General features: G+C 68.2%; 24 protein-coding genes and 1 tRNA gene. 17 read left to right on the top strand and 8 right to left on the bottom strand.

Features of this window, described 5'->3' with window-relative positions; translation table 11 throughout:
- Positions 1-2: 2 nt before the first annotated feature.
- Positions 3-830, top strand: a complete 828-nt coding sequence (locus VHB92_RS14210; protein WP_325454420.1) for a class I SAM-dependent methyltransferase — start codon at positions 3-5, stop codon at positions 828-830.
- On the opposite strand, the gene VHB92_RS14205 is transcribed toward VHB92_RS14210, so the two are convergent.
- The 3 genes from VHB92_RS14205 to VHB92_RS14195 form a co-directional block, all read right to left on the bottom strand.
- Positions 796-1,986: a YgfZ/GcvT domain-containing protein gene (locus VHB92_RS14205; RefSeq protein ID WP_325454419.1), complete on the bottom strand. Its 1,191-nt coding sequence runs from the start codon at positions 1,984-1,986 to the stop codon at positions 796-798. The genes VHB92_RS14210 and VHB92_RS14205 overlap by 35 nt on opposite strands.
- Positions 1,983-2,660 (bottom strand): FABP family protein, encoded by a 678-nt coding sequence (locus VHB92_RS14200; RefSeq protein WP_414653118.1) that lies wholly within the window; start codon positions 2,658-2,660, stop codon positions 1,983-1,985. Before VHB92_RS14200 ends, VHB92_RS14205 begins: the two co-directional genes overlap by 4 nt.
- 137 nt (positions 2,661-2,797) lie before the next feature.
- Positions 2,798-3,079, bottom strand: coding sequence for a hypothetical protein (locus VHB92_RS14195; RefSeq protein ID WP_325454418.1), 282 nt, complete (start codon positions 3,077-3,079; stop codon positions 2,798-2,800).
- Positions 3,080-3,185: 106 nt separating this feature from the next.
- Between VHB92_RS14195 and VHB92_RS14190 the strand changes: the two genes are divergently transcribed.
- From VHB92_RS14190 to VHB92_RS14150, 9 genes are all read left to right on the top strand, one after another.
- Entirely contained in the window at positions 3,186-3,854 is a 669-nt protein-coding gene (locus VHB92_RS14190) for a response regulator transcription factor (RefSeq protein WP_325454417.1), read from the top strand.
- Between the two features lie 4 nt (positions 3,855-3,858).
- On the top strand, positions 3,859-4,767 hold the full coding sequence (gene mshD / locus VHB92_RS14185; RefSeq protein WP_325454416.1) for a mycothiol synthase: 909 nt from the start codon (positions 3,859-3,861) through the stop codon (positions 4,765-4,767).
- A 144-nt stretch (positions 4,768-4,911) separates the two neighbouring features.
- Positions 4,912-7,092, top strand: a complete 2,181-nt coding sequence (locus VHB92_RS14180; protein WP_325454415.1) for an RNA degradosome polyphosphate kinase — start codon at positions 4,912-4,914, stop codon at positions 7,090-7,092.
- Positions 7,089-8,033, top strand: coding sequence for an NUDIX hydrolase (locus tag VHB92_RS14175; RefSeq protein ID WP_325454414.1), 945 nt, complete (start codon positions 7,089-7,091; stop codon positions 8,031-8,033). Before VHB92_RS14180 ends, VHB92_RS14175 begins: the two co-directional genes overlap by 4 nt.
- A gap of 242 nt (positions 8,034-8,275) precedes the next feature.
- A complete protein-coding gene (locus VHB92_RS14170) occupies positions 8,276-9,400 on the top strand; it encodes a phosphate ABC transporter substrate-binding protein PstS (protein ID WP_325454413.1) in 1,125 nt (374 codons plus the stop codon).
- 249 nt (positions 9,401-9,649) lie between these two features.
- Positions 9,650-10,681 (top strand): phosphate ABC transporter permease subunit PstC, encoded by a 1,032-nt coding sequence (pstC, locus tag VHB92_RS14165; RefSeq protein WP_325454485.1) that lies wholly within the window; start codon positions 9,650-9,652, stop codon positions 10,679-10,681.
- Positions 10,678-11,784, top strand: a complete 1,107-nt coding sequence (pstA, locus tag VHB92_RS14160) for a phosphate ABC transporter permease PstA (protein WP_325454412.1) — start codon at positions 10,678-10,680, stop codon at positions 11,782-11,784. The genes pstC and pstA overlap by 4 nt, the downstream gene beginning before the upstream one ends.
- A gap of 19 nt (positions 11,785-11,803) precedes the next feature.
- On the top strand, positions 11,804-12,583 hold the full coding sequence (gene pstB / locus VHB92_RS14155) for a phosphate ABC transporter ATP-binding protein PstB (protein ID WP_325454411.1): 780 nt from the start codon (positions 11,804-11,806) through the stop codon (positions 12,581-12,583).
- Between the two features lie 259 nt (positions 12,584-12,842).
- Positions 12,843-14,771, top strand: a complete 1,929-nt coding sequence (locus tag VHB92_RS14150) for an acyltransferase family protein (protein ID WP_325454410.1) — start codon at positions 12,843-12,845, stop codon at positions 14,769-14,771.
- Between the two features lie 43 nt (positions 14,772-14,814).
- Here VHB92_RS14150 and VHB92_RS14145 read toward each other — a convergent pair whose 3' ends face one another.
- Complete coding sequence (locus tag VHB92_RS14145; protein WP_325454409.1) at positions 14,815-15,453, bottom strand: DNA-directed RNA polymerase subunit beta; 639 nt, start codon at positions 15,451-15,453, stop codon at positions 14,815-14,817.
- A gap of 146 nt (positions 15,454-15,599) precedes the next feature.
- Here VHB92_RS14145 and VHB92_RS14140 point away from each other — a divergent pair, with 146 nt between their 5' ends.
- Together VHB92_RS14140 and VHB92_RS14135 are read left to right on the top strand one after the other, a co-directional pair.
- A complete protein-coding gene (locus VHB92_RS14140; RefSeq protein WP_325454408.1) occupies positions 15,600-15,764 on the top strand; it encodes a hypothetical protein in 165 nt (54 codons plus the stop codon).
- A 128-nt stretch (positions 15,765-15,892) separates the two neighbouring features.
- A tRNA-Lys gene (locus tag VHB92_RS14135) sits at positions 15,893-15,965 on the top strand.
- Between the two features lie 108 nt (positions 15,966-16,073).
- Here the strand turns inward: VHB92_RS14135 and VHB92_RS14130 are convergent.
- Positions 16,074-16,607, bottom strand: coding sequence for an AAA family ATPase (locus tag VHB92_RS14130; protein ID WP_325454407.1), 534 nt, complete (start codon positions 16,605-16,607; stop codon positions 16,074-16,076).
- Positions 16,608-17,120: 513 nt separating this feature from the next.
- The gene (locus VHB92_RS14125; RefSeq protein ID WP_325454406.1) at positions 17,121-17,570 is read right to left on the bottom strand and encodes a hypothetical protein; all 450 of its coding nucleotides are present in this window, start codon (positions 17,568-17,570) and stop codon (positions 17,121-17,123) included.
- Positions 17,571-18,294: 724 nt separating this feature from the next.
- Between VHB92_RS14125 and VHB92_RS14120 the strand changes: the two genes are divergently transcribed.
- On the top strand, positions 18,295-18,579 hold the full coding sequence (locus tag VHB92_RS14120; RefSeq protein WP_325454405.1) for a type II toxin-antitoxin system RelE/ParE family toxin: 285 nt from the start codon (positions 18,295-18,297) through the stop codon (positions 18,577-18,579).
- Between the two features lie 4 nt (positions 18,580-18,583).
- A complete protein-coding gene (locus tag VHB92_RS14115) occupies positions 18,584-18,853 on the top strand; it encodes a HigA family addiction module antitoxin (protein WP_325454404.1) in 270 nt (89 codons plus the stop codon).
- 148 nt (positions 18,854-19,001) lie between these two features.
- On the opposite strand, the gene VHB92_RS14110 is transcribed toward VHB92_RS14115, so the two are convergent.
- Positions 19,002-19,778 carry an alpha/beta hydrolase gene (locus VHB92_RS14110; protein WP_325454484.1) on the bottom strand — a complete coding sequence of 259 codons (777 nt, stop codon included), beginning with the start codon at positions 19,776-19,778 and terminating at the stop codon, positions 19,002-19,004.
- Between the two features lie 237 nt (positions 19,779-20,015).
- On the opposite strand from VHB92_RS14110, the gene VHB92_RS14105 reads away from it, so the two are divergent.
- From VHB92_RS14105 to VHB92_RS14095, 3 genes are all read left to right on the top strand, one after another.
- Positions 20,016-21,203, top strand: a complete 1,188-nt coding sequence (locus VHB92_RS14105) for an LLM class flavin-dependent oxidoreductase (protein WP_325454403.1) — start codon at positions 20,016-20,018, stop codon at positions 21,201-21,203.
- 1 nt (position 21,204) lies between these two features.
- Positions 21,205-21,912 (top strand): CE1759 family FMN reductase, encoded by a 708-nt coding sequence (locus VHB92_RS14100; protein ID WP_325454402.1) that lies wholly within the window; start codon positions 21,205-21,207, stop codon positions 21,910-21,912.
- A gap of 209 nt (positions 21,913-22,121) precedes the next feature.
- Complete coding sequence (locus tag VHB92_RS14095; RefSeq protein WP_325454401.1) at positions 22,122-23,594, top strand: GH1 family beta-glucosidase; 1,473 nt, start codon at positions 22,122-22,124, stop codon at positions 23,592-23,594.
- Positions 23,595-23,619: 25 nt separating this feature from the next.
- On the opposite strand, the gene VHB92_RS14090 is transcribed toward VHB92_RS14095, so the two are convergent.
- Positions 23,620-24,618, bottom strand: coding sequence for a zinc-binding alcohol dehydrogenase family protein (locus VHB92_RS14090; RefSeq protein ID WP_325454400.1), 999 nt, complete (start codon positions 24,616-24,618; stop codon positions 23,620-23,622).
- Positions 24,619-24,639: the final 21 nt, after the last annotated feature.

Genomic DNA, 24,639 nt, shown 5'->3' with positions numbered 1-24,639 from the left:
CCGTGACCGGGAGGCACGCGCGGGCCGTCGGCGCGATCACCAGGGGAACGACGAACACGAACCGGCTGCGCCGGGTCGACCGCTGGACCGCCGCGCAGCCCGCGCTCAGGCGCGCGGAGGATCCCCTCGTCGTCGACCTCGGCTACGGCGCCAGCGGCGTCACCGTGTTCGAGCTCGAGCGCCGGCTGCGGCGGGTGCGGGACGACGTGCGGGTGCTGGGACTGGAGATCGACCCGGCCCGCGTGGCGAGGGCATCCGATCAGCTCGAAGGCGTGCGCGCCGGTGCCACGCCGTTCGGCCCGGATGCGCACGTGTCGTTCGCGCGCGGCGGTTTCGAGGTGCCGACGCCCGACGGCGAGCGAGCTGCCATGATCCGTGCGTTCAACGTGCTGCGACAGTACGACGAGTCCGACGTGCCGGAGGCGTGGGCGCTGATGCGCTCACGGCTGCAGCCCGGCGGCCTGTTGGTCGAGGGCACGTGCGACGAGCTGGGCCGCATCGCGAGCTGGGTGGCAGTGTCGCCCGAGGGCCCCATCTCGTTCACCGTCTCGCTGCAGCTGACCGGGCTCGAGCATCCGTCGATCGTCGCCGAACGCCTGCCGAAGGCGCTGATCCACCGCAACGTGCCCGGCGAGAGGGTGCACGAGTTGCTCGTCGCGCTGGAGGCGGCGTGGGCGCACAGCGCTCCCCTGTCGCCCTACGGGCCCGTGCAGCGCTGGATCGGCACGGTCGAGCGTCTGCGCGAGCGCGGATGGCCGGTGCTGGCAGGGCGGTCGAGATGGCGGCTGGGCGAGCTCAGTCTGCCGTGGGAGCTGGTGGCTCCCGCCTGACGGCACCCTCCCTGCTGACCGCGCCCAGCCTGGGGATGCGCGGAACATGCGCCTCCGCGCCCGCGTCGGTCGGCACGATCGGCTCCTGCGCCGCGGCGACGACCCCGTCGGCGGTGCGCACGACGAGGTCGATCGAGGGATCCGTCGACCTCTTCACCACGGCCAGCGCAACGGGTCCCAGCTCGTGGTGCACCGCGGACGAGGTGATCCGCCCCACGACGGCATCGCCGGCCAGCACCTCGGCCCCGGCCGGCACCTGGATGCCCTCGGATCCGTCGAGATGCAGGAACACGAGCCTGCGCGGCGGGTGCCCGAGATTGTGCACCTTGGCGATCGTCTCCTGTCCGCGATAGCAGCCCTTCGTGAGGTGCACCGCGGTGCGCAGCCAGTCCAGCTCGTGCGGGATGGTGCGCTCGTCCACCTCCGCCGCAAGGCGCGGCCGCCATGCCGCGATGCGGAGCGCCTCTGCGGCGAGCGTGCCGGCAGCGGCCGGCTCGCCCGCTGCCACCTTCTCCACCAGCGTGCCGAGCGAGTCCCTCGGCACGAGCGTCTCGAACCAGCGGTATCCGCTGCCCGGATACTCGTGAGCGCCGCCGTCGCCGGCGGCGGCAGGTCGCGCGTACTGGTGGCCGCCTTCGACAACGCTCTGCCAGGGGTCGTGCCAGCTGAGCGGGATGCCGCGAGGCGCCGCTGCCACCGCGGCGACGGCATCCGGCAGACCCATGCTCCCCACCGTGGCGAAGTCCGCCGTGCGGTCGACAGGCTCGACCCGGAGCATGAACCGCATCTTCTGCAGGAAGTCGAGCACGGCATCCGTGTCGGCGCGCTCGACGAGCAGCCACGTGGTCTCGTCGTCGTCCACGATGTGCAGAGCGTGCTCGATGTGGCCGGCCGGGTCCAGGAGCAGGGCCTCGGCGGACTGCCCGGGAGGGAGCGTGCGCAGGGACTGGCTGCTCATGGAGTCCAGCCAGCTGAGCCGGTCTGGCCCTGACACGGCGACGACACCGCGCGTGGAAAGGTCGACGACGGCCGCGCCCTGCTGAAGGGCACGTTGCTCGGTGAGCGGGTTGCCGTAATGCGCAGGCACTCCGGAGTCGGCCGCATCGTCCGCGGCCTCGACGGCGCCCGGCAGCGCGAAGAACGGTGAACGGGTCATTCGCTGCCCCGGCCGGCCTGCCGCGTGCCTGCCCGACCGCTGCCCGCTTCGTCGGAGTCCAGCGCGCTCGTTCCCGCCAGGTCGGTGCGGGCCAGTCGCGCCGACGCATGAGTGCGCAGCTCCTGGCCCAGTGCCGCGATGTCCCAGGCCCACAGCAGGTGCGATTCGACGAGACCGTACAGCCGGGTGGCGGCCGAGTAGTCCTTGGCCCCCGAGGTGCGCAGCACGGCATCCGTGGCCAGATCGATGCGCGGACCCTTCACCTGGCCGACGTAGAGCTCTGAGATGCCGTCGGGATGCAGGATCTGCGCCTCGATCTCGAACCCGCCCGACGACGTGCGGAGCGTCTCGACGGACTGCGCGGTGTTGAAGGGGCGGACGTCCGATCCGGGAAGAAGGCCGGGACCGGCATCCTCGGGCAGCAGCGTTCTGCTGAGACGCCAGTATCCGAGCTCCGTCGCCAGCGGGGTCTGCTGCTCGTCGAGGAGCCACGTGTACGAGCTGTAGTTCAGCGCCGGGAGCCCGTCGTGGCTGAAGCTGATGCGCTGCCCGAACTCGCGCTCGACATGGTCGTCACCCACCACGTAGTCGAGCACGCCTGTGCCCTCCCAGACTCCGATGAGCCACGAGAGAGGAACGAGCTCAGCGGGGAGCCCTTCTGGCAGCGAGATCAGCGCTGGCCCCGGAACAGGTTGTAGACGACCAGAACCGAGACGCCGGCGATCGCCAGCACCGCCAGCGACAGCAGCCCGACGAAGACGAGCTCGAGGGTGACAAGCATGTGATTCAGTCTATCGACCCTCGACGCCCGTCAGGCGTGCGCGAGAGCCAGCACGAGCGTGGCGATCGCGAGGATGACGAACGAGCCGGCGAGGCTCGCGCCCATCCGCATGACGAAGCCCCGCTTCTGCTGCGTGGCCAGCTGGACGCACATCGACACCAGCACGGCTCCCGCCATCGCGATGCCCAACCATCCGAGGTACGCGTTCGCACTCGCGAACACGCCGATCAGCACGGCGGCGACCACGGCCGCCGCCCACACGCACACGACCGAGGTCCAACGCAGGGCTGGGGTGAGGGTTTCGCCGGTCACTCGCACATTCTCCCCCGCTGAGCGCCGGGGCCCAAGGCGGACGCGGCCGAGGGTACGTGCTCGCTGACGATAGGATCGGGATACTCTCAAGCGGGCGGGAGGTCGCGTGGCTCAACTGTTGGTGCTCACGCCCACGCCTTCGCAAGAGGTTCTGCCCGCTCTCGGGCTGTTGTCGCACCGCGTGCGGCAGGTCGCCTCGTCCACGACCGCACTGCTGAACGCCCCCGCGTCCGACCTGATCTTCCTGGATGCCCGGCGCGACCTCGTCGGCGCGAAGGCGCTGTGCAAGATCCTCTCCTCGACCGGCAACTCGACCCCCATCGTGCTCGTGCTGACCGAAGGAGGGCTCACGGCGGTCACCGGCGACTGGGGGGTCGACGACGTGATCCTCGAGGGTGCCGGCCCTGCGGAAGCGGATGCGCGCATCCGGCTCGCGGTCGACCGGCGCTCGAACGATCCCGCCCAGTCGAAGATCCAGGCCTCCGGCGTGACCATCGACGAGGCGAGCTACTCGGCCAAGGTGCACGGACGCTCGCTTGACCTGACGTTCAAGGAGTTCGAGCTGCTGCGGTTCCTCGCCACGCATCCGTCTCGCGTCTTCACGCGGGAGCAGCTGCTGAGCGAGGTGTGGGGCTACGACTACTTCGGCGGCACGCGCACCGTCGACGTGCACGTGCGACGCCTTCGAGCCAAACTCGGCGACTCGGAGTCGCTCATCGGCACGGTGCGGAACGTGGGGTACCGCTTCAACGTGGTCGACGACGAGGAAGCCTGATCGCATGCCCGACGCCTCCGCCCCCGCGATTCGGGTGCATCGTGCCGCGCCGGACGATCTCGCCGGGGTGCTGGCCGTCGCGGATGCCGCGAGCGAGCAGGACGGCGCCGACCCCTTCAACGAGCAGACCCGCCTCGACCTCGCCTCCGGGCGCCGTTCCGCGCATGCCGCGTACAGCGGTGCCGACGGCAGCACCGGCCCCGACGCCGATCGCATCGTCGGGGCCGCAGCGACCGGCGCCGGCGAGCTGGATCTCGTCGTGCTGCCCGGCGAGCGCGGGCGCGGCTACGGAACCGCGCTTCTCGAATCGCTCCTGCCGACGCTGGACCCCAACGTCTCGGCCTGGTCGCACGGCGACCATCCCGCCGCACGCGCGCTCGCGGCGAGCCACGGCTTCCAGCTGGTGCGTACGCTGCTGCGGCTCCGGCTGCCGTCGCTCATCCAGGTCGTGCGGCGGCCGCTGCCCGACGGCATCCGGATCGAGACGTTCGATCCCGTCGCCGGTGCCTCCGACTGGCTCGCGGTCAACTCGCGGGCGTTCGCCGGGCATCCCGAGCAAGGCAGGATGAGCGCCGACGATCTGTCCGAGCGCGAGGCGGAGCCGTGGTTCGACCCTGACGACTTTCTGGTCGCGCTTGACGACGAGGGAAGGATGCTCGGCTTCCACTGGATGAAGCTCGAGCCCGGATCCGACGAGGGCGAGGTGTACGTGCTGGGCGTCGACCCTGGCGCTGCAGGACGCGGACTCGGATCCGTGCTCCTCGCCGAGGGCCTGGTGCGGATGCGCGAACGCGGTCGCACGTCGGCCTCGCTCTACGTGGAGGGCGACAACGACCGCGCCCTTGCGCTGTATCGCCGCGCCGGCTTCGTCGACGATGCGGTGGACGTGCAGTTCCGTCGCGCGCCTGCGTGAGTGTTCGACCCCTCGCGGGTTGAGCTTGTCGAAACCGCGGTCGCAGAGGGTTTCGACAGGCTCAACCCTCGGTCACGGTTGGGCCCCGCTGACGGAAAGCCGATCGGCAACCTGCCGTTTCCCCCACGGTGTCATGATGAGAGGATGGACGGCGAGGACACCCTGATCGGCACCGGGCTCAGCCCCGAGTTCGATGACGACTTCGAGCAGCCGTGGAATCCCGAGCTCGATCCGACCCTTCCGCCCGACCGCTATCTGGACCGCGAGCTGAGCTGGCTCGCGTTCAACCAGCGCGTGCTCGAACTGGCCGAAGATCCCCTGGTGCCCGTGCTGGAGCGGGCGAACTTCCTCGCGATCTTCGCCACCAACCTCGACGAGTTCTTCATGGTGCGCGTCGCCGGGCTGAAGCGGCGCATCCTCACGGGTCTCGCCGTGCAGACGAACACCGGCAGGGCGCCGGTCGACGTGCTCGCCGACATCTCCGCGATGGCCCACGACCTGCAGGTGCGGCACGCCAAGGCCTATCACGAAGGCGTGCTGCCGGCTCTCGCCGAGGCCGGGATCTCGATCGCCACCTGGGACAGCCTCGACGACGCCGATCGCGAGCAGATGCGCGACATCTTCTCGCGTCAGATCTTCCCCGTGCTCATGCCGCTCGCCGTGGACCCCGCGCATCCGTTCCCGTACATCTCGGGGCTCTCGCTCAACCTGGCGATCAGGGTGCGCAACTCGAAGACGGGCAAGGAGCAGTTCGCGAGGCTCAAGGTTCCGACGATGCTGCCCCGGTTCGTGCGCATCGACCAGCGCGAGTCGATCGGGCAGATGCGCTTCATCATGCTCGAGGACCTGATCGCCCACCATCTCGGCGACCTCTTTCCGGGCATGGAGGTGCTCGCGCATCACGTGTTCCGCGTGACGCGCAACGAAGACGTCGAGATCGACGAGGACGAGACGGAGAACCTGATCCAGGCACTGGAGCGGGAGTTGCTGCGGCGCCGGTTCGGTCCGCCGATCCGGCTCGAGGTGTCGCAGGACATGGACGCGATCACGCTCGACCTGCTCGTGCGCGAGCTCGACATCACGCAGCAGGAGGTCTACCCGCTGCCGGCTCCCCTCGACCTCGGCGGCCTGTACGAGCTCGCCAAGATCGAACGGCCCGAGCTGCACTATCCGAACCACGTGCCGACGACGCCCGCGCAGCTCATGCCGCGCGAGCCCAACGCGCTGCCGGATGTCTTCGCCTCGATCGCGCGCGGCAACATCCTGCTTCACCACCCCTACGAGTCGTTCGCGACGAGCGTGCAGGCGTTCCTGGAGCAGGCGGCGCGCGACCCTCATGTGCTGGCCATCAAGCAGACCCTGTACCGCACGAGCGGCGACAGCCCGATCGTCGAGGCGCTCATCGACGCCGCAGAGCGCGGCAAGCAGGTGCTCGCGCTGGTGGAGATCAAGGCGCGGTTCGACGAGCAGGCGAACATCGAGTGGGCGCGCAAGCTTGAGAAGGCCGGTGTGCACGTCGTGTACGGCCTCGTCGGGCTCAAGACGCACTGCAAGCTCGCGCTCGTCGTGCGCGAGGAGAACGGGGTGCTGCGGCACTACAGCCACATCGGCACAGGCAACTATAACCCCAAGACGTCGCGCATCTACGAGGATCTCGGTCTGCTCACGGCCGACGACCAGGTGGGCAAGGATCTGACGCGGCTGTTCAACGAGCTCTCCGGCTACGCGATCGAGAAGAAGTTCAAGCGGCTGCTGGTGGCGCCGTTGCACCTGCGCAAGGGCCTGCTCAAGGCCATCGACAACGAGCGCAAGAACGCTGAGGCGGGCCGGGCCAGCGGCATCCGCATCAAGGTCAACTCCATCGTCGACGAGGCGATCATCGACGCCCTCTACCGTGCGAGCAGGGCAGGCGTGCCGGTCGACCTGTGGGTGCGAGGCATCTGCGGACTGAAGGCAGGCCAGGAGGACTACAGCGCGAACGTGCGGGTGCGCTCCATCTTGGGGCGATACCTGGAGCACTCGCGCATCTTCGCGTTCGCCAACGACGGGGATCCGCAGGTCTACATCGGCAGCGCCGACATGATGCACCGCAACCTCGATCGCAGGGTCGAGACGCTCGTGCGCCTGGTGGACCGGGCGCACATCGCAGAGCTCGACGAGCTTTTCGACAGGGCCATGGATGACCGCACGTCGTCGTGGTGGCTCACCTCGGACGGCAGCTGGGTGCGGCACAGCCTGGACGAGAATGGACAGCCGCTCGACGACCTGCAGAATAGGCTCATGCAGTTGATCTCGCACCGACAGCGCCCAGGCAGCCGCCGGTGACAGAGACCGCCATCTACGCCGGCGGCGCGGTGTGCTGGCGCATCATCGACGGCGCCGTGCACATCCTCGTCGTGCACCGCGCCAAGTACGCCGACGTGACCCTGCCGAAGGGCAAGGTCGACCCGGGCGAGTCGCTCCCCCAGGCCGCGCAGCGCGAGGTGCTCGAGGAGACCGGCCTGAAGGTGACGCTCGGCGTTCCGCTGGGCATCACGCAGTACACGATCTCGAGCGGACGCGAGAAGTTCGTGCACTACTGGGCGGCGGCCGTGAGCGACAAGGCCGTGCACGCCTCCACGTTCGTGCCGAACGAGGAGATCGCGGCCATCGAGTGGGTTCCGCTGCGACGCGTGCGCAAATACCTCAGCTACGAGCGCGACGTCGAGATCGTCGAACAGTGGGCCGCCCTCTACGACGAGGGTGTCACCAAGACATTCGCGCTCATCGTGCTTCGGCACGCCAAGGCCACGTCGCGTTCGCACTGGGAGGGTGAGGATGCCCTCCGCCCGCTGACGAAGGTCGGCGTACGCCAGGCCGCCAGCAACGTGCCCACCATCGCGGCGTGGCGCCCGAAGCGCATCGTCACCTCGCCCGCCGTGCGCTGCGTCGCCACCGTGGCCCCGCTGGCTGCGGCGTTCGGCGTCACCGTGACGCGGACCGATCGCCTCGCTCAGGACACCTGGGAGTCGGGCACGGCGACGGCGGGCATCCGCCAGGTGGTCGGCAAGCGGGTCAGGGCGCGCAAGACGTCTGTGCTGTGCACGCACGGCCCCGTGCTCCCCGATGTTCTGCGGGAGATCGCCCTCGCAACGGGCACCACGATGGGCAGCTACATCCGGGATGCCGCTGCGCTCGAGGTGGGCGAGTACTCCGTGGTGCACCTGTCGAAGAGCAACCCGGCATCCGGCATCATCGCCATCGAGACGCACAGCCCGCGGGCGTGACCCGGCCGGCGGCACGCATCGAAGCCTCCATAGTGCGTCAGTCCGCCGCGCACCGCCAGTGACCTTGCAACCCTTCGCCCTTCGTTAACCTCGCGTTCACCGCCGAGGGGGACTCTGGTCACGCCCCGAACCTACCTTCACTCACAGGCCGGTACCCGGCCCATGCCGTGCGTCCTTCACGGCCGCTCATCACGAGGCACGCGGCCCGCGAACGGCAGTCACCCACTCCCGAAGGGAACACAGTGAAGTTCAACAAAGCAGCTGCGGCGAGTGCCATCGCCCTCGCCTCCGTGCTCGCGCTCAGCGCCTGCTCGGGAGACGGCGGCGCCAAGAGCTCCGGCACGCCCGCTGCCTCCACGACCGACTCGGCCGCGGACTACAGCTCGCTCTCCGGCACGATCACCGCAGGCGGCTCGAGCGCACAGGCCAATGCTCAGGCCGCGTGGACCGCAGCCTTCCAGGCGCAGGCCAAGGGTGTGACCATCAACTACGACAAGTCGCAGGGCTCGGGCGGCGGCGTCACGAACTGGCTGAACGGCTCCTACGACTTCGCCGGGACCGACGCCGGACTCACCGCCGACCAGCAGACCCAGTCGCAGGCGAACTGCGGCCCCAACGGCGCGCTCAACCTCCCGACCTACCTCTCCGGCGTGGCCATCATCTACAACCTGCCCGGCGTGAAGCTGCAGCTGTCGAACAAGACGGTCGCCGACATCTTCAGCCTCAAGGTGACGAAGTGGAACGACCCGGAGATCACGGCCGACAACCCGGGACAGAACCTTCCGGACTCGGCCATCACCGTGGTCTCCCGCGCTGACGGCTCCGGCACGACGGCCAACTTCACGAGCTACCTGAGCCAGACGCAGCCCAGCGTGTGGACCTACCCGGTCTCGACCGCATGGCCCGTTCAGGGCACGAGCGGCCAGCAGGGCGGCAGCGGCGTGGTGAACACCGTCACGGCCGGAACGGGGACGATCGGATACGCCGACCACAGTTCCATCGGCAACGCCGAGGCCGCGAAGATCCAGGTCGGCACGAGCAAGACGTTCGTCGACTACTCCGCCGCCGGCGCCACCAAGGCGTTCGACTCGGCCGCATCCGCCACACCGCAGGTGAAGGGCGATCTGCTCCAGAAGATCGACTACACGAAGATCACCGACAAGTCGGCGTACCCGATCCCGCTGCTCTCCTATGACGTCGTCTGCACGACGTTCAAGGATGCGGCTCAGGCCAAGCTGACGGCCGCCTACCTCGGCTTCGTCGCCAGCGAGACCGGTCAGAAGGTCGCCGCCGCGAACGCCGGTTCGGCTCCGCTTCCGAGCAAGGTCCAGGCGGATGTCGCCGCGAGCCTGAAGCTCGTCAAGTAGCAGCACCGCAGAGGGCATCCGCGTCCCGACCCGAACGTCGACGTCGTCAGAGAGAGTGAAGTGACAGAGAATACCGCTGTGCGACCTCCGCTGAACGATGCGGTCGACCGCAGGACGGACGGGGATGCCCTCCGCGCATCCGGATCGGACCGGTCACGACACGACCGGTCCACACAGGGCCGTCCCGACTCGGGCGGCCGTGGCCGGCGTCGCAGTGAGGACAGAGTCAAGGCCCGCCCCGCCGACCGGATCTTCCGGTTCCTGAGCACGGGCTCGGCCGCCCTGATCATGGTGATCCTGGCCGGCGTCGCGCTCTTCCTCATCATCAAGGCCAGCCCCGCGATCACGGCGAACTGGGCCACGAACCCGGACCTGTCCCACGGCACGACGCAGGGACACTCCTCGTTCTGGGCGTACGTCGGCCCCCTCGTCTGGGGAACGCTGTGGTCCGCTCTCATCGCCCTCGTGCTGGGCGCCCCCGTCGCCATCGGCATCGCGCTGTTCATCTCGCACTATGCGCCGAGACGTCTGGCGGGCGTGCTCGGCTACCTCGTCGATCTTCTGGCGGCCGTTCCGTCCGTCGTGTTCGGCCTCTGGGGCATCTTCGTCATCCGGCCGTTCATCGTTCCCTTCCAGGACTGGCTGAACCAGTACCTCGGCTGGATCCCGCTGTTCGGTGGCCCCGTGTCACGTACGGGTTCGACCATGCTGGCCGGAGGCGTCGTGCTGGCCGTCATGATCCTCCCGATCATCACGTCGATCTCGCGCGAGATCTTCCTGCAGACACCTCGCCTGCACGAGGAGGCGGCGCTCGCGCTCGGCTCGACCAAGTGGGAGATGATCAAGCTCGCGGTGTTCCCGTACGCCAGAAGCGGCATCGTCAGCGCCACGCTGCTCGGTCTCGGCCGAGCACTCGGCGAGACCATGGCCATCGCGCTCATCATCTCGCCCTCGCTGATCTACTCCGTCCACCTGATCACCGACACGAAGAACTCGCAGACCATCGCGGCGAACGCCGCCCTCAACTTCCCGGAGTCGAACCCGCTGCAGCGCGATGCGCTCATCGCCACCGGCCTCGCGCTGTTCATCATCTCGTTCGGCGTGAACTTCGTGGCCAGGTGGGTCATCTCGCGAACCGGGTCCGGCGCCAGGCGCAAGACGAGAGCGGCGCGCTCGCTGCCGCCGTCCGATCCGACATCCACGCTCTCCACGGATGCCGCGGCCAGCCCCCTACTCGCACACCGCGCCGTGGAGAAGGCCGAGGAGGCCGCCGACCGATGACCGCCACCCTCACCCAGAACGGCCGCAGGCCGCGCGGACCCGTTCCGAACGCGCTCACCTCCGGACAGTTGCCGCGTTTCGTCGAGCTCTACACACTCATCGGCGCCCTGGCCGTCAGCGCTGCCGTGCTCGCGATGACCGGGTTCAGCATCGTCGGCTGGCTCGTCCTCAGCGCCGTCGTCTACCTGGTCGGCCTCGGCATCCTGTCCACGGTCGTGGAGAACCGCCGGAAGGCGACAGACCGCGTCATCCGCGGGCTCGTCACGATCGCGTTCCTGCTCGCGCTCATCCCACTGGTCTCGACGCTGATCACGGTCATCGTGGGCGGCGCGCCGGCGCTCACCTGGGACTTCATCACGAAGACCGGCGGCAGCGTCTTCGACCCCAAGACGCTCAAGGTCACCGTCGTGACCGGCGCGTGGCAGGCCATCGTCGGAACGCTCATCATCACCGGCATCGCCGCCCTCATCTCGATTCCGATCGGCATCATGGCCGCCATCTACCTGGTGGAGTACGCGCAGCCCAAGCAGTGGATGGCGCGGGTCGTGACGTTCCTGGTCGACGTGATGACGGGCATCCCGTCGATCGTGGCCGGCCTGTTCGCGTTCTCGCTGTTCACGCTGATCGTCGGGCCCAAGGCGTTCAGCGGCTTCTCCGCCTCCATCGCACTCTCGGTGCTCATGATCCCGATCGTGATCCGCTCGACAGAGGAGATGCTCAAGCTCGTCTCGAACGACCTGCGGGAGGCGTCGTACGCGCTGGGCGTGACGAAGTTCTCGACCATCGTGCGCATCGTGCTTCCCACCGCCATCGCCGGGATCATCACGGGCGTCATGCTCGCCATCTCGCGCGTGATCGGCGAGACGGCGCCCATCTTCATCGCCGCGAGCTTCACCGACAACTTCAACGCCAATCCGTTCAACGGGCCCATGCAGACCGTCGCGGTGATGGTGTACACGGACTACAAGTTCCCTTCGCAGGACATCGCGTCCTCGTACCAGTCGGCGTGGGGCGCGGCTCTGCTGCTCGTGCTGCTCGTCGTCATCCTGAATCTCATCGCGCGTATCGTCGCCAGGGTGTTCGCACCCAAGGGTCTGCGGTAGAAACCTGACAGGAGCAAGCGTGTCCAAGCGCATCAATGTGAACGACCTCGACGTGTACTACGGCGACTTCCTCGCCGTCGAGGGCGTGAGCATGACCATCGAGCCGCGCACCGTCACGGCGTTCATCGGGCCGAGCGGATGCGGCAAGTCCACCTTCCTGCGCACGCTCAACCGCATGCACGAGGTGATCCCCGGGGCGCACGTCTCCGGCGAGGTGCTCATCGACGGCGACAACCTGTATGCGCCCGGCGTCGACCCGGTTCTCGTGCGGCGCCAGGTGGGCATGGTGTTCCAGCGCGCGAACCCGTTCCCGACCATGTCGATCCGCGACAACGTGCTGGCCGGAGTCAAGCTCAACAACCGCAGGATGTCGAAGAGCGATCAGGACGCACTCGTCGAGCAGTCCCTACGCGGCGCGAACCTGTGGAACGAGGTCAAGGACCGCTTGCACCTACCCGGCTCCGGTCTCTCCGGCGGCCAGCAGCAGCGTCTGTGCATCGCGCGGGCGATCGCGGTGTCGCCTGACATCCTGCTGATGGACGAGCCGTGCTCGGCCCTCGACCCGATCTCCACGCTCGCCATCGAAGACCTCATCGAGGAGCTGAAGCGCGAGTACACGATCGTGATCGTGACGCACAACATGCAGCAAGCAACCAGGGTCTCCGACCGCACGGCGTTCTTCAACATCGCCGGAACCGGCAAGCCGGGCAAGCTCATCGAGTACGACGACACGGCGACGATCTTCACGAAGCCGTCCGTGCAGGCGACGGAGGACTACGTCTCGGGCCGATTCGGATAGGGGCGGATTCCGCTTCCCCGTCTGGACTCGATGCGGCATGCGTCGATGCGGCATGCGAGAGCCCGGATGCGCCGACCGAGAGCGGAGACGCAAGTGCCGGGCCGCAGAACGCCTCTCGGCGCGAGGCCGCTCGAAGCGGCGAATGATGGAGCCCGGGGTTACTGCGGCCCGGCCACGTAAGTCTAACGAATCAGCCCCCGGGGTATTCCCGAACAGCCTGACTTCCGCCGACGGAAGCCCCGGTTAGACTCGGGCCCCGATGGCTCCGCACACCCGCCTCCCGATAGCGCCGCCGGCTCCTCCTGCGTCGCGCATGCCGACGCGCCTGCCCGGTCTTGACGGTCTGCGGGCGCTCGCGGTGATCGCCGTCATCGTGTACCACTACGTGCCCGGCGCGCTGCCCGGCGGATACATCGGCGTCGACGTGTTCTTCGTGATCAGCGGGTTTCTCATCACGTCATTGCTCACCGGTTCCCTCGGGCGCAAGGAGCGGCTGGGCTCGTTCTGGATGCGCAGAGCTCGCCGCCTGCTCCCCGCCCTCGTCGTGCTCGTGCTCACGTGCTGCACCGCTGCGCTGTTCGTCGGCAAGGACGTGCTCGCAGGCATCGGCGCGCAGATCGCCGGCGCGCTCACGTTCAGCAGCAACTGGGTGTACATCGCCCTGGATCAGAGCTACTTCGCGCAGGGCTCGCCCCAGCTGTTCCGCAATCTGTGGTCGCTCGCGGTCGAGGAACAGTTCTACCTCGTCTGGCCGTTCGTGGTGCTCGCACTCGTGGCGTGGATGCCGCGCCGCGGCCGCGCGATCGTCCCGCTGCTGCTCGCACTGGCATCCGTCGCCGCCATGGCCGCGCTGTACCGTCCGGGCTCCGATCCGAGCGGCGTCTACTACGGCACGGGAACCCACTTCTTCGGGCTGGCGCTGGGTGCGGGGCTCGCCTTCGTGCTCGACCGGCAGCGAAGGTGGAACCTGTACGGGCACGAGTCGTGGGGCGAACGGTTCGCCAGGCGGTCCGCGCCGGCCGTCGGCATCCTGTCGCTGGTCGCCCTGACCTGCTACGCGGTGTTCGTGCACGACAGCGACGCGTTCAACTACGACGGCGGTCTCGGCGTCGTATCGCTGCTCTCGGTCGGCGTGGTGTGGGCGGCGACGAGGCCGGGATCGGCTCTGGGTGCAGCGCTCGACGTGCGGCCGCTGCGAGCGGTTGGCGTGCGGTCGTACGGGCTTTACCTCTGGCACTGGCCGGTGCTCGTGCTGGTCGCGGCAGCACTGCCCGGGCCGCCGGCCGGGGCCTGGGCGTGGCTCGTTCCGTCGATCGCTCTCGCCATCAGCGCCGTGGCCACGGCACTCTCCTACCGCTTCGTCGAGACGCCCATCAGGCGCGGTGGCTTCCGGATGCTGACCCGCCCGTTCACGAGCGCTCGCCGCGCCCGTCCCGCCCTGTTCGCCGCAGCGAGCGCGGGCTGTGTCGCGCTACTGGTGGGTGTGGTGGGCACGTCCGCCGCCGCCGTCGAGGGCATGAAGGGCACGATCGCCGAACAGCAGGTGGCGGCGGGACAACGCGCGATCGACGCCGCACGACACCAGCAGCCGAGCACGGGCACCCCGACCGCTGCTCCCCCGACACCGTCCGCGACCGGCGCGTCGCCGTCGGCCACGCCGACACCGCAGCCCACGACCACGCGGCCGGGCCCCGTCGTGCCGCCCGAGCCGAGGAACGGGGCAGGCATCACGGCGATCGGCGACTCGGTGATGCTCGCCTCCGCCCCAGCGCTGCTGACCGCCTTCCCCGGGATCGACATCGACGCCGTCGTGTCACGATCGCCGCGCGACGCTCCCACCCTTCTGGCGCAGAAGGCCGCTGCCGGAACGCTCAGGGACACGGTCGTGATCGGCCTGGGGACCAACGGATACCTCGGAACGGGCACGCTCGACCGCGACCTCGCGGCCGTCGGACCGGGCCGCCGCATCGTGTTCGTGAACATCTTCGCGGATCGGCCGTGGCTGCAGGAGGTGGACGGCGATCTCGCCGGCTTCGTCGCGGCGCATCCGCAGACCGCGCTCGCCGACTGGCACGATGCGATCGCGGCGCATCCCGAGCTTCTGGGACCTGACGGCATCCATCCGGGATCGCAGGGCGGCGTGCTCTACGCCGACTGCGTGGCGTCGGCGCTCGACCGCCTGGGCTGAGCGTCCGGGCTGCGCGCCGCCCGGGTTGTCGCAGCTCTGCTCGTCACTCCAGCGAGTCGTCGCGCCAGAGCCGGGCCGCTGTCGTCAGCTCGGAGGCGAACTGCGAGAACCTCAGTGCACGCCGCGTGAGCAGGCTCGCCCGCTCCGGTTCGGTGTGGTCGGCGTCATCCGCGAGGCTCGTGCATCCGGCGGCGCTCACGCGACAGAATGCCGCCGCCCTGTCGAGCGCCACGGCGAAGTCACCCTCGAACACCCCGCGCAGAATGCGGTCGGCGAGCTCGATGATCTCGTTCGGACCCGTCGGTGTCTCCGCTCCCGCGACCACCTCGTCGATGGACTGGAGCACCTCGGTTCCGCGCTGGAACTGGAGACTCGTGGCGTGCGGATCCTCCTTGATCGCGAGCCGGATCAGGTAGATGCGCCAGAGCGCGCCGGGCAGGCTGTGCGCGGCCGCCCGCGACCAGAGCTCGGCGATGGCGTCGATGCCGTTGTCGTCGGTGTACGCGACGAGCCGGGAGACGATCTCGGGGTCAGGATGCCTGCGCACGCGCTCCAGCAGCGCTGCGGCCGTCTCGTGCGCGACTCGGCTCGTGGTGGCGGGATCTTCCGCGCCATGCATGTCGTCGAACTTGAAGCCGGGGAACTTCGTCGGCTTGTGGTACGGGCGTTTCGAGTCTGTCACCCGACAAGGATTCCGCATCTGGCGCACGTCCGCACCCGTCGGGCATCCGCGCCGATTCTGCGGCTCTCCGCGGCCGATACGCATGAATCGGAGCCTCTTGTCAAGGGACTACCCCCGTGGGAGGGGCCGCCGATAGCGTGACGGCCATGAACATTTTGCTGATCATCGTGGCGATCATCGCCGTCATTCTGCTCTTCACGGGCGGTTTCGTTCAGGCGGTCAGCTGGCTGCTCTGGGTCGGAATCGTTCTGCTGGTCTTGGCCATCATCGTGTGGATCGTTCGGGCGCTCACCGGAAGGCGGCGTGTCTGACACCCCCACTCCTACTCGCACAGGCGGGCGTTGCAGACAGATGTCGCGGCGCCCGCCTTCGTCTGTCATCCGCCCTGCGCCTGCGGCGTCTCCCAGGCGATGTGCTCGCCCGGTAGATTGGTCTGCGCGCCCCTCTAGCTCAGTTGGTAGAGCATCGGACTTTTAATCCGCGGGTCGCCGGTTCGAGCCCGGCGGGGGGCACTGAGGATCGGCGGGATCAAGCCGTTCGATGACGGAACAGCTGTCCTCGAATGAAGGATTCGCATTGGTTTCGCAATCCCGAGGATCCCGATGCGTGCCAGCGCACGATCAATTGAGGACTCGGTCAGCGATCCGCCCGGCGATATCGGTGACGGAAAGACTCGTACTATCGAGAACCAACTCGGACGGGAATTCGACGCGTTCGAGGATTTCGGCCAGCTCCGGATGCCGTCGTTCATGCCACTCAAGTTCGTTCGTGTTCTCGCCGTGCCGAAACCTCAGCCGGGCCAGTGCGATATCGGGGTCCAGAACCAGACGCACCAGTAGCGAGTGCTCGGCTTCAAGCGCCCCTACGCAGCGGTCGAACTGCTCGGTCGTCTCCACCACGCCAGCAGCCACGATGATCTGCGCACCGCGAGCACGAAACTGCCTGGCGACAGCCCTGATGTTTGCCACAGCCAGCTCGAACTGGAATGGGTCATCTCGTGGAGACGGCCAGGCGCGACGGAGCCAGTCGACATCAATCACCGCACCCGGGATGCCGCGATTCTCCAACTCTTCACCCAACCGATCAGCGGTTGTGGTTTTGCCCGCGCCGACGCTCCCGTTGATCCACACCGCGTCGTAAGCAGGTCGAGTCATACGCGAGACCATACCGCCGCACTTGCGGCTCACGCCTTGACCACGCGTAGCGGGATCCGCTGACGAATTGATCGAGGGCGTGAGCCGGGCAGGTGAACGGGATTACGGTGTCTGCGTGACCAGTCTGGAGCCGGTGGGGCAGGTGCTCTGCGTCTGGTTGGCAGCATTCGAGCCCGGCGGGGCACGCTGATAAGTCATTAGGGCACCCCGAGCCGGTACCGCCGACCTACTGCACGCACGGGCATCGGCGAGCGGACACGAATGGTGCAAACGGCAAGCTTGTGCCGAGGTCGTTGACGGCCAGCAGCGCGTCAGCGGTCGTTGCTGCGACCGCGAAAGCATCCGAGACTTCGTCGACTACGTGCGTGGGCTCAAGCTCAAGCACTCGTTCCCCATTCAGGCATTGGCAAGCAGAGGGGGGATGCCCGCATCCAATCGGCGACCCGGGGGGGCAGCCACTACCTCGGGATGCGGCCCGATGGCACGTATGAGATGTGGTGTGCATTGGAATCCCTATGCCGCTGTGAGTGCGTCGCCAACGAACGCCAGCTGTGCGGGAGCGAGGCGGCGCCAGAACCCGGGGTCGTGGGCCCCGGGTTCGAAACCGCCGGCGGGACGCGCTGAGAAGCCGGCGGCATAGTCGCGGGCGTTGGGGTAGAAGCCGTCGCCCGTGCCGCAATCGATCCGGACGGCGACGCCGGCCAAGTCAGACTGGCGCCCGAAAACGGTGTTGCGCGCGAAGTCCGCCGCGTCGTCGAAGGCGCCTTTGGCAGCCTGGCCGAACGTGTGCCACAGGGCCGGGCTCTCGGCCGCGACCGCGGCAACCCGCGAGTTTCCGAGTAAACCGCCGAGTCGGAGCACACCGTAGCCTCCCATCGACCAGCCCATGAGGGCGATGCGATCAGCCCGCCCCCCGCGCAGGCCCCGCGCCGCGAGTTGCGGAAGCAAGTCGTCGACGACCATCGCGCCGGCATCCGTTCCGTCTGCCCGCGGATGCCAGTAGCCGTTACCCCAGCGACGGATGCCAGCGCGAACGGCTTACGCGTCTGGACCGCCTGCGCGAGATAGGCATCGAAACGCATTGATGGCGAGAACGCGGCCCTTTGGTCGTCACCGTATCCGTGCAGAACTACAGCGACGGGCAACTCAGCCCCGGGTTTCGTGCCCGGTGGGTACGCGATCTCGTACCCGACCTGGCGACCACCCATATGCTTTGACGTGAGCGATCCGGCGACCAGCGGGCCGGACGCGATCGCCGGAACGACGCCGTCGGGCCCGTCAAGGCCGAGCGCGCGGTACATGGTGGATCGCCCAGGAAGCAGATTCTCATTGACGGCGAGGCCGGCACCGGCGAGTACAGCGCCCGCGGCAATCCCGATACCGGTTCCCAACACGACGCGGCGAGAAACGGGACGGCTGACCATGGCGACATTCTGACAGCGCTCACCCAACCCACCGACACCGCTCCGAATACGACGTGGGCGCGCATCCAGCCCGCACGCTCCGGAATTGGTTCCGCGGGCTTCTATCGCTGCCTGCAGGGTCGACTCACGAAGAGCCACGCCGTCGTCGCGGAATCGCGCAGTTTGCGTGGGGTGCGGCCACGAGCGGCATGCTCCGAGACACGGCAGCACCGCACGAATCCGGGAGGCAAAGGACCTTGATACTTGCGTGATGCGCTAGCATTATGCATGTGCGGTTCGCGGATCGGGACGTCGAGTCGTATTGGCTCGGCGGTCCGGCCCCGCGGCGCGTGCCGGCCGACGTGCGAAAACGTTTGGTGCGCAAGCTTCAGATGCTTGACGCGGCGGCCGAGCTGAACGACCTGAGGGTTCCGCCCTCAAACCACCTCGAGAAGCTGCAAGGAGACCGTGCGGGCAGCTACAGCATCCGGGTGACCGACAAGCGGCGCCTGGTCTTCAACTGGGACGGAGGAGAGGCACACGATGTCGCATTCATCGACTATCACTGACGACTTGTCCACGCCGGGTGAGATCCTGCTCGAGGAGTTCCTCGTGCCGCTCGGGGTGACCCAGTACGAGTTGGCCAAGCGCATCGGCGTCGACCAGTCCCGCATCTCCCGAATCATCCGCGGCCGCCAGGCGATCACCGCCGACACCGCCCTGCGCCTCAGCGCCTTCTTCGGCACCACCCCGCAGTTCTGGCTCCGGTTGCAGGAGGGCTACGACCTCGCCCTCGCACGCGCAACCGCCTCGCTCAACACAATCCAGCCGCTCAGCGCCTGATGTCAGTCCCCGACCAGTGCGTGGTACTGCTCGTTGATCGCGCTGACCGATACCTGGTAGCGCGCCGAGGAATGCCCTAGTGACTCCCTTGCCGGATTGTGGTCGCTCGTCAGTCTTACGGCGATGCTGGTCCACGTCCTGCCCCCGCTCAGCTCCGCAAGAACTCCGCGAGTGCTGCGGCGAGCAGCTCGGGCTGCTCCTCGGCGACGTGGTGGCCTGAGTCGATGCCGCGCCCCTGCACCTGGTCGGCCCAGCTCTTCCAGATCGGGATGGGGTCGCCGAAGAGGTCGACCAGGTCGTCGCGTTCCGACCACAGCACCAGCAGCGGCATGCTGAGACGCCGTCCTTCCCTGCGGTCGGCACGTTCATCCTCGACGTTCACGGTGAGGCCCGCGCGATAGTCCTCGATCATCGCTCGCACGACGTCGGGGTGGTGAATCGCGGCACGACGTTCGGCGAAGTTCTCGGCGCCCATGGATTCTGGGTCACCCCGGTACCAGCTGTCCGGGTCCGCGAGGATCGCGCGCTCCGGCTTGTCGGGTTGTGCGTAGAAGAACCAGTGCCACCACGCCGTGGCGAAAGCGGGTGTGATGCGGTCGAGATGCTCCGTGATGGGCAGACAGTCCATCAGTACCAGCCTGCGAACCCGGTCCGGCTCGTCCATCGCCAGGCGCATGGCGACGTAGCTGCCCCGGTCATGCCCGACGACATCCGCCTGGTCATGACCCAGTCGATCGAGCAGAGCGAGGATGTCGCGGGCCATCGCCCGTTTCGAGTGGGGCCGGTGGTCGGCGGTCGCGGCGGGACCGCGCGAGCGTCCGTAACCCCGGAGGTCCGGGCAGATGACGGTGTGGCCGGCTGCCGCGACCAGAGGGGCGACCCGATGCCAGGTGGCGGATGTCCGCGGATGCCCGTGCAGGAGCACGACAGGCGATCCTCTCCCACCGCGGCGGAGGAACACGCTGGATTCACCTAACTCGATCGTCTCTTCGGTGACCCCCTCGAACACGACTCGACGCTATCGATGCGGCCCGTGCCTGTGGACCGGCTGCATTTCGAGTCGCAGCGGGGAATGATGGACCTGGGTCGCGCGTTCCATGTCTATGCAAACGCATACACACGACAATGAACCGCTCTGCGGTTCCGACGAGGGGGCATCCCAATGCAGTTCGGCATCTTCTCGGTCAGCGATATCACGCGCGACCCGACGACGGGCGTCACGCCCAGCGAGGCCGAGCGCATCGACGCCACGGTCCAGATGGCGTTGAAAGCCGAGGAGGTGGGCCTGGATGTCTTCGCGATCGGCGAGCACCACAATCCGCCCTTCTTCTCCTCGTCGCCGACGACGCTCCTCGCCCACATCGCGGCCCTGACGAAGCGGCTGATCGTGACGACGTCGACGACGCTCATCACGACGAACGACCCGGTGCGCATCGCCGAGGAGTACGCCATGCTGCAGCACCTGTCGAAGGGCCGCATGGATCTCATGCTCGGCCGCGGGAACACCGCGCCGGTCTACCCGTGGTTCGGGCAGGACATCCGCCAGGGCCTCCCGCTCGCCCTCGAGCACTACAACCTGCTGCACAGCCTCTGGCGCGAGGACGTCGTGGACTGGGAAGGCCACTTCCGCACTCCGCTTCAGGGATTCACGTCGGTGCCGCGACCTCTGGATGACGTGCCGCCCTTCGTGTGGCACGGCTCCATCCGCACGCCCGAGATCGCCGAGCAGGCCGCGTTCTACGGCGACGGCTTCTTCGCCAACCACATCTTCTGGCCCAAGGAGCACACCCAGCGCATGGTGGAGTTCTACCGCCAGCGCTTCGAGCACTACGGACACGGCAGCGCCAAGCAGGCCATCGTCGGACTGGGCGGCCAGACATACATCGCGAAGAACTCGCAGGATGCCAAGCGCGAGTTCCGTCCCTACTTCGACGAGGCCCCGGTGTACGGCAACGGCCCCACCATGGAGCAGTTCACCGATATGACGCCGCTCACCGTCGGCAGCCCGCAGGAGGTCATCGACAAGACGCTGGGATTCCGCGACTACGTCGGCGACTACCAGCGCCAGCTCTTCCTCGTCGACCACGCCGGCCTGCCCATCGGCACGGTGCTCGACCAGATCGAGCTGCTAGGGAGCGAGGTGGTGCCCGTGCTGCGCCGCGAGTTCGACGCCCTGCGCGACCCCGAGGTACCGGATGCTCCCACTCACGCGAGCCTGGTCAAGGCCAAGTACGGCGACGCCGCACCCCGCCAGCCGCGTCCGAACGCGAATCGCGGCGACAACGTGACGGGCGGTTCCCCGTACCAGGACACCGAGACGGCCGGCGCAGGCGTCGTGGAGGGAGACTGAGATGGAGCCGCAGAGCTTCACGCTCGCCGTCGTCAACGCGGGAATCAGCGACCCGTCGTCGACGAAGCTCCTGGGCGACAGGATCGCGCAGTCGGCGCGGGACATCGCCGAGCGGCGCGGCCACACGGTACGCCTGATCACAGTGGACCTACGGGACCTGCTGCCGGAGCTGTCCGGCGCGCTCGCATCCGGTCTGCTCGGTCCGCGGTTCACAGCCGCCGTCGAGGCGCTCCGCTCGGCCGATGGCGTGATCGCCAGCACCCCCGTGTACAAGGCGGGGCCGAGCGGCCTGTTCAGCTCGTTCTTCCAAGTGCTCGACAACGACCTTCTGATCGCCAAGCCGGTGGCGCTGGCTGCCACTGCGGGCACCGCCCGCCACGCCCTGGTGGTGGACGAGCAGATGCGGTCGCTCTTCGCCTACCTGAGGGCGCTGAGCGTGCCGACGTCGGTGTTCGCCTCCACCGAGGACTGGCAGGACAAGGCCCTCGCATCGCGCGTGGACCGCGCGGCGTACGAGCTCGTGCTGCTCATGGAGAGCGGCTTCGAGCGTAACGTGCGGGACTCGAGCTGGCGCAGCTACCAGCACGAGTACGGCAGCGCAGGCGGCACCGAGCTCGGGATCGACCTCGAGAGCGATCTGATGCGACTGGCCACCGGCGGCTCGCTCAAGCCGAAGAACTCGGTCATCGAGGGAGTCGGCGAAGGCTGAGCCGCGACCCCCGGCTCCGCCGTCGCGCCAGTGCGGGTTCCTGGTCGGGCCCTCGCGCTGGCGCACCGTGCCGGCCGCGCCCACGACAGGTTCGGATGACACCCTCGCGCTAGCGACGGCGGCCGCGGAATCACTATGCTGGGCGCATCCTGAAAGAGAGCGCTCTCTGAGGTGCGGTGCGCGCCGGAGAGCCGAGGCGAAGGCGGCTCGTGGGCAACGCGGAATCGTTCAGCAGGCGAGGCTTCATCGGCATGGCGGGCGCGGTCGCGGCCGGCGGCCTCCTCACGTCGACGCTCGCCGGATGCACCCCGACGCCGCAGCACGCGAAGGCGACCTGGACGCCGCCCGCTTCGCCGATGCGTTTCCCGAAGGGATACGTGTGGGGCGCCGCCACGAGCGCCTATCAGATCGAGGGCGCGTGGAACGAAGACGGCAGAGGGCCCTCCATCTGGGACACGTTCTGTCACGAGCGCGGCGACGCCATCGCCGATCACTCGTCAGGCGATGTCGCGGCCGATCACTACCATCGCTGGCGAACCGACCTCGATCTGCTGGCGTCGCTCGGCGTTGGCGGTTACCGGTTCTCGATGGCCTGGCCGCGCATCCAGCCGACCGGGTCCGGTGCGAGCAACCAGAAGGGCCTCGACTTCTACAAGGGGCTCATCGACGGACTGCTCGAGCGCGGCATCCGCCCCGCCATCACGCTGTATCACTGGGACCTCCCCCAGCCTCTGCAGGATGCCGGCGGCTGGCCCATCCGCGACACGGCTAACCGATTCGCGGACTACGTCGACATCGTGTTCGGCGCCTTCTCCGACGTGGATGCCGACTGGTTCACGCTCAACGAGCCGAAGACCCAGGCGTACAACGGCTACTGGTACGGCACAGACGCCCCCGGCCTGATGGAGCCGGACAAGGCGGCGGCCACCGTGCACCACCAGCTGCTGGCGCACGGGCTCACGGTGCAGGCGTTCCACTCGCACGGCGTGAAGGGCCGGATTGGACCGGTGCTCAACCTCACGCCGGTGAAGCCGACGGATGCCGCCGCCAAGGAGCAGGCGAAGAACGTCGACGCCGTGCAGAATCGCCTGTTCCTCGATCCGATCCTGAAGGGCAGCTACCCGACGGATGCCATCGGCACGGCGAACGGGCAGCTTCCGGCCGACCCCGGCGGATTCGCGGCTCTCATCCACGACGGCGACTTGAAGACGATCTCCTCGCCCATCGGCGTTCTCGGGGTGAACTACTACGGCGTCGCGGGCGTCGACCTCAACGGGCAGATGGTGCAGATCCACCCGACCTCGACGGCGAACTGGGAGCAGATCTGGGCTCCGGGGCTGTACGAGCTGCTGACGCGTATCAAGCAGGACTACAAGAAGACGCCCATCGTGATCACCGAGAACGGCATGCCGGATGACGTGCTGCAGCACGGCGTCGACGACCCCAAGCGCATCGACTATCTGCGCTCGCACTTCCAGCAGGCCGCACGTGCGATCCAGGCGGGCGTGCCTCTGGAGGGTCACTACGTGTGGGCGCTGATCGACAACTTCGAGTGGTCGCAGGGGTATACGCAGCGCTGGGGGCTCGCGCAGGTCGACTACCTCACGCAGAAGCGCACGCCGAAGAAGAGCTTCGGCTGGTACCGCTCCGTGATCAAGGCGAACGCCGTCGCGCCCAAGTAGGCGCGAGCATCCGTCGGCGGGCCGCTCAGCGCTCGACGACCACCTTGCCCATGGTGCGTCCCGTCTCCACCAGGCGGTGTGCCTCCCGGAAGGTCGCGGCATCCCAGCCGTGCAGCACCGTCGTCGCGGTCGAGGCGACCCGGCCTGCGTCGACGAGGTCTGCGACGGCGTCCAGCAGCTCGTGCTGCCGGATCATGTCAGGGGTGTGCTGCATGGGACGCGTGAACATCAGCTCCCAGTGCCAGGTGAGGCTCTTCGACTTCAGAGCATCGAAGTCGACATCCTTTCCGGAGTCGATCGCGACGACGGCTCCGAAAGGCTTGAGCACGCGCGCGAAGTCCTCCGCCCTGCCTGCGCTGTGCGCCGAGAACACCCAGTCGACGCCGTCGGGCGCGGCGGCGAGCACGTCGTCCACGAAGTCGCCGTGGTGGTCGGCCGTCGCCGAGGCGCCGAGCGTGCGCACCCACTGCGACTTCTCCTCGCCAGAGGCCGTGGCGATCGTCCGCACGCCGGGCAGAAGCTCGCGCACGAGCTGTAGCAGGATCGATCCGACGCCTCCCGTCGCACCGACCACGAGAAGCGTGCCCTCGCTCCCCTCGTGCAGCCCGAGCTTGTGGAACAGCGACTCCCACGCCGTGATGGCCGTGAGCGGCAGCGCCGCGGCCTGGGCGAACCCGACGGAGGCCGGCTTGCGACCCACGATGCGTTCGTCGACGAGCTGCAGGTCGGCATCCGACCCCTGCCTGTCCAGCTGACCTGCCCACCACACCTCGTCGCCAGGGCGGAACAGCGTCCCCTCCTCACCCACGGCGCGCACGACGCCGGCGCCGTCGAAGCCGAGCACGCGCGGCTGCTCCAGCTCGGGGCTTCCGGCGCGCTGCTTCACGTCGACGGGGTTCACGGATGCCGCGCGCACCTCCACCAGCACGTCACGCGGTCCCGGCTGCGGGTCGGGCAGGTCCACGTCGATGAGACTCCGCTCGTCGTCGATCGGCAGTCCCGACGTCAGCGCAACAGCGTGCATGCGTTCTCTCCTCTTCTCGCG

Origin of the sequence: Humibacter sp. (genome assembly GCF_035547335.1) — a bacterium.
GTDB lineage: Bacteria > Actinomycetota > Actinomycetes > Actinomycetales > Microbacteriaceae > Humibacter.
The sequence above is the reverse complement of the archived record's forward strand: the minus strand, read 5'-3'. Positions and strand labels throughout refer to the sequence as shown.